General features: G+C 70.1%; 4 protein-coding genes. All 4 read left to right on the forward strand.

Going from position 1 to position 5,085, the window contains the following annotated elements; all coding sequences use genetic code 11:
• Positions 1 to 313: 313 nt before the first annotated feature.
• From ctaE to qcrB, 4 genes are read left to right on the forward strand one after another with little or no spacing between them, the layout of a single operon-like run.
• Complete coding sequence (gene ctaE, locus AC0CYZ_RS28340) at positions 314 to 937, forward strand: aa3-type cytochrome oxidase subunit III (RefSeq protein ID WP_472221454.1); 624 nt, start codon at positions 314 to 316, stop codon at positions 935 to 937.
• 49 nt (positions 938 to 986) lie between these two features.
• The gene (gene qcrC / locus AC0CYZ_RS28345; RefSeq protein WP_472221451.1) at positions 987 to 1,814 is read left to right on the forward strand and encodes a cytochrome bc1 complex diheme cytochrome c subunit; all 828 of its coding nucleotides are present in this window, start codon (positions 987 to 989) and stop codon (positions 1,812 to 1,814) included.
• Positions 1,811 to 2,989, forward strand: coding sequence for a cytochrome bc1 complex Rieske iron-sulfur subunit (qcrA, locus tag AC0CYZ_RS28350; RefSeq protein ID WP_472221452.1), 1,179 nt, complete (start codon positions 1,811 to 1,813; stop codon positions 2,987 to 2,989). Before qcrC ends, qcrA begins: the two co-directional genes overlap by 4 nt.
• Complete coding sequence (gene qcrB / locus AC0CYZ_RS28355; protein WP_472221453.1) at positions 2,986 to 4,662, forward strand: cytochrome bc1 complex cytochrome b subunit; 1,677 nt, start codon at positions 2,986 to 2,988, stop codon at positions 4,660 to 4,662. The genes qcrA and qcrB overlap by 4 nt, the downstream gene beginning before the upstream one ends.
• The last annotated feature ends 423 nt before the right edge of the window (positions 4,663 to 5,085 follow it).

A 5,085-nucleotide genomic window follows, 5' to 3' on the forward strand; every position in this document is an offset into this window, starting at 1 on the left:
GCCGGACGGCGGCCGACCGCGGACATCACGGCCTCGCGGACCTCGGGACGGTGGCTCATCACCACGACGTCCAGCGTCGCTGCGGCACCACTGTCGGCGGTCATCTCGCGGGCCTCCCCGGCGGGTCAGAAGACGGTGCCGCGCAGCCTAGTCGGGCGGCCCCCGGCGGGGTCGAGCACGCGGCCCCGACGTCTCGACTACGACACGACGTACGACACCTGGTAGGAGAATCCGCAGGTGAACGGCGGTGCAGGTCGGCGGGCCCCTGGGCGGCCCTCGCCCCGACCGGCTGATGTCGGGAGGAGGTGACATGATGACGCCCGTGACGACCGCCTCGAGTGCGCCGGCGCCCTCCTTCAGCGCGAGGATCCACTCCCTCAACCGGCCCAACGTGGTCAGCGTGGGAACGATCATCTGGCTGTCCAGCGAGCTGATGTTCTTCGCCGGCCTGTTCGCCATGTACTTCGTGGCACGCGCGGCGAACGTGGGCGAGTGGCCGCCGCCGCCCACCGAGCTCGACGTGCCGTACGCGCTCGTGAACACGATCATCCTGGTGGCGTCGTCGTTCACCTGTCAGTACGGCGTGTTCGCCGCCGAGCGCGGTGACGTGTTCGGGCTGCGCCGCTGGTACGCCGTGACGTTCCTGATGGGCCTGATCTTCGTGCTCGGCCAGGTGAACGAGTACCACACGCTGGTCACCGAGCACGGCACGACGCTGGCCTCAGGCCCCTACGGGTCGGTCTTCTACATCACGACGGGATTCCACGCGCTGCACGTTACGGGCGGGCTGATCGCGTTCATCCTGCTCATAAGCCGGACGTTCCTCTCGAGGTTCACCCCGGCGCAGGCGACGGCGGCGATCGTCGTCTCCTACTACTGGCACTTCGTGGACGTGGTCTGGATCGGCCTGTTCGCGGTCATCTACTTCATCCGTTGACGGCAGGGCCGCGATGACGACACGACGAGAGTCAGGGGCAGGGGAGGACATGAGCGACCGGACGCCACGCGCGCGCAGGAGGCCGTGGGCGCGCGCGGGGACCAGGACGCGGCGTCGCGTGGCGGGGTTCCTCGCCCTCGGCGTGGCGCTGTTGGCCGTCGGCGGGATCTACGCCGCGGTGCAGCCCGCGCCGCAGACCGCGGCCGGCCAGGACGCGGCGCTGGTTCGCGAGGGCCAGACGCTCTACGACAACTCCTGCATCACCTGCCACGGCTCGAACCTGCAGGGGGTCGTGGGCCGCGGCCCGAGCCTCGTCGGCGTCGGGCAGGCCTCGGTCTACTTCCAGGTCTCCACCGGCCGCATGCCGCTCAAGGTCCAGGGCGCGCAGGCCGACCGCAAGAAGCCGGAGTACGACCCGGCGCAGATCGACGCGCTGGGCGCCTACATCGAGGCCAACGGCGGCGGGCCGACCGTCCCGGCGGCCACGGACGAGGCCCTCATCGGCTCCGACCTCGGGCGCGGCGGCCAGCTGTTCCGCCTCAACTGCGCCCAGTGCCACAACTTCACCGGCCGCGGCGGCGCGCTGTCCTCGGGCAAGTTCGCCCCGGTGCTCGACCCGGCCACCCCGCACCAGATCTACGCCGCGATGCTCGCCGGGCCCGGCAACATGCCGACGTTCGCCGACTCGCAGCTCTCCCCCGAGGAGAAGCGGGACATCATCGGCTACATCAAGTCGGTGAGTTCCAACAACACCGGCGCGAACCCGGGCGGCAACGGCCTCGGCGGCTTCGGCCCCGTGCCCGAGGGCTTCGTCGCCTTCGCCGTCGGCCTCGCCGCCCTGATCGGAATCTCCCTCTGGATCGGATCCCGCCAGTGAGTGCACCCCCCGAATCCGAGTCCCACCGCGCCGGCAGCCCGTCGGGGCCGCAGAGCCACGGCTCCGACGAGCTGCGCATCCCGAGCGACGCCGAGCTCGCCGAGATGAGCACCGACGACCTGGTGCGCCTGGGCAACCGCATGGACGACATCGAGGTCGTCTCGGACCGCCCGCGCTTCCCGGTGCCCGGTACCCGGGCCGAGAAGCGGGCCGAGCGCCAGGTCGCCGGCTGGTTCATCCTCGCCGCGATCGCGGGGCTGGCGTTCATCGTCGCCTTCATCGCCTGGCCGCACGAGTGGGTGCCGCCGGGCCAGGACGGCGCCACCGCCTACGCCCTCTACACGCCGATCATCGGCGCGACCCTGGGCGTGTCGATCCTCGCGGTGGGCATGGGCGTCATCGCCTACTCGAAGAAGCTGCTGCCCGAGGACCTGACGATCCAGCAGCGGCACGACGGGCGCTCGGCCGAGGTCGAGCGCCGTACCGCCGCCGCCCGCCTGGTCCAGACCGGGCAGCAGAGCGGCATCGCGCGTCGCAAGCTGATCTTCCGGTCGATGGGCGCCGCCGGGGGCATCCTCGGCGCCGGCGTCCTGGTCGCGGCGTTCGGCGGCCTGGTCAAGAACCCGTGGAAGGAGGGCGACGAGTCGCCCCTCCTGACGACCGAGTGGCGCTCCGACGACGGCGAGCGGGTCTACCTGCGCAAGATGGACGGCGTGGGCGAGGACGTCGTCCTGGTGCGCGCCGGGGATCTGCAGCCCGGCTCGATGGAGACGGTCTACCCCTTCAAGGAGTCCGACCGGAGCGACCCGGAGAAGCTCGCCGAGACCGTCCGGTCCTCCGACTCGCCGGTCATGCTCATCCGGCTCCGCTCCAACGTGTCGGTGATCAAGCGGGCGGGCCAGGAGGACTTCAACTACGGCTCGCTCTTCGCCTACTCGAAGATCTGCAGTCACATGGGGTGCCCGACGTCCCTCTACGAGGACCAGACGATGCGCATCCTCTGCCCGTGCCACCAATCGCAGTTCCAGGCCAACGAGTACGCCCGCCCGGTCTTCGGCCCGGCCGCCCGCCCGCTGGCGCAATTGCCCATCACCGTGGACGATCAGGGATATCTGTACGCCCGCAGTGACTTCATCGAGCCGGTAGGGCCCGGCTTCTGGGAGCGCAGACCATGAGTGCCATCACCACACCGCGGCGCAACGAGAGCACGGCGATGAAGCTCGTCGGGACGGCCGCCGACGAGATCGACAGCCGGATCCACCCCGCCGGGGGAATCCGCCGTCAGATCAACAAGGTCTTCCCCACGCACTGGTCCTTCATGCTGGGCGAGATCAACATCTACGCCTTCATCGTGCTCCTGCTCTCGGGCACGTGGCTCGCGGTCTTCTACGACCCATCGATGGCCGAGACGACCTACAACGGCTCCTACGCGGGCCTGCGCGGCGTCACGATGTCCATGGCGTACGAGTCGACGGTCAACATCTCCATCGACGTCCGCGGCGGGCTGTTCATCCGCCAGATCCACCACTGGGCCGCGCTGATCTTCGTCGCGGCGATGATCGCACACATGATGCGGACCTTCTTCACCGGAGCGTTCCGCCGCCCACGTGAGAGCAACTGGGTGCTCGGCGTCGTGCTGCTCCTCGCGGGCATGATCGAGGGCTTCATCGGCTACTCACTGCCCGACGACCTGCTCTCCGGCACCGGCATCCGCACCGGCCTCTCCGCGATCGTCATGTCGATCCCGGTGGTCGGTACCTGGCTGCACTGGGCGATCGTCGGCGGGGAGTTCCCGGGGACGATCATCATCCCGCGCTTCTACATCGTCCACGTGTTCCTGCTGCCGGGGATCATCCTCGCGGTGATCGGCCTCCACGTGGCGCTGGTGTGGTTCCAGAAGCACACCCAGTTCCCCGGGCCCGGCCGCACCGAGCGCAACGTCGTCGGTGTGCGCATCCTGCCGACCTTCGCGACCAAGGCCGGCGGCTTCACCGTCGTGTCGATCGGTGTCATGGCGATCATGGCCGGCGTGTTCCAGATCAACCCGATCTGGAAGCTGGGTCCGTACGACCCGACGCAGGTCTCCGCCGGTTCCCAGCCCGACTTCTACATGGCCGTGTTCGACGGCGCGGTCCGGCTGTGGCCCTCGTGGGAGATGTACCTGTTCGGCCGGTACACGATCCCGGCGATCTTCTTCCCCGCCGTGATCGGCTTCGGGATCCTGACGACGCTGCTCGCGCTCTACCCGTTGATCGAGCGCAAGCTCACCGGCGACGGGGCGCACCACAACCTGCTGCAGCGTCCGCGCGACGTCCCGGTCCGCACCGCCACCGGCATGATGGCGATGGCGTTCTACTTCTGGCTGGTCGTGGCCTGCGGGAACGACATCATCGGCTACACGTTCGACATCTCGCTGAACGTCATGACTTGGATCGGCCGCATCGGCCTCCTGGTGATCCCGCCGGTCGTCTACTTCGCGACCTACCGGATCTGCCTCGGGCTGCAGCGGTCCGACCGCGAGGTGCTCGAGCACGGCATCGAGACCGGGCACATCAAGCGGCTGCCGCACGGTGAGTTCATCGAGGTGCACCAGCCGCTGGGTGGCGTCGACGACCACGGACACGCCATCCCGCTCGCCTACCAGGGCGCCAAGGTGCCGAAGCGCATGAACGACCTCGGTTCCGCGGGGTCGCCGGTCAAGGGCGGCTGGTTCCGTCCCGACCCGGCGATCGAGCAGGACGACGTCCACCGCGGCACGGGCACCGACCCGCTGCAGGTGGAGCCGAGCAGCGGGCGCGAGCTCGCGGGGCGGCCCGACGCCGGCCGTCCCCGTGACGTGCGCGACTAGCTGGCAGAGAGCAGTACGACCGCCGACGGGGCGGGGAGCCACGGTGCCCCCCGCCCCGTCGGCATTCGTGGGGCAGGGGTGTTGGCTGCGCACCGCTCCCCCGGCGTTGATCAGGGGCACGCCACGCACGCTTCGAGGCGCTCTGCGCTGCGTGCAGCGCCCCTCGTCGGCCGGCCGGCCGGCCAGAGGTCCGCCCGCCGCTTGATCAGGGGCACAGGAAGCACGCCAGCCCGCTCCCCGAGCTGCCACGTGTGCCCCTCGCTGGCGGGGTCGGGCTCAGCCACCTGGCGCCGCCACACCTCCGCCTCGGTCAGGGGTACACGACTCGGGCGAGCCAGCCCCTCGAGCGGCCTCCTGTGCCCCTCGCCGGTCGGTCGGGCTCGGCCCACCTCGGGGCCGCCACCTCCGGCTTCTTCGAGGGCA

Source organism: Actinomycetospora sp. (assembly GCF_055612215.1).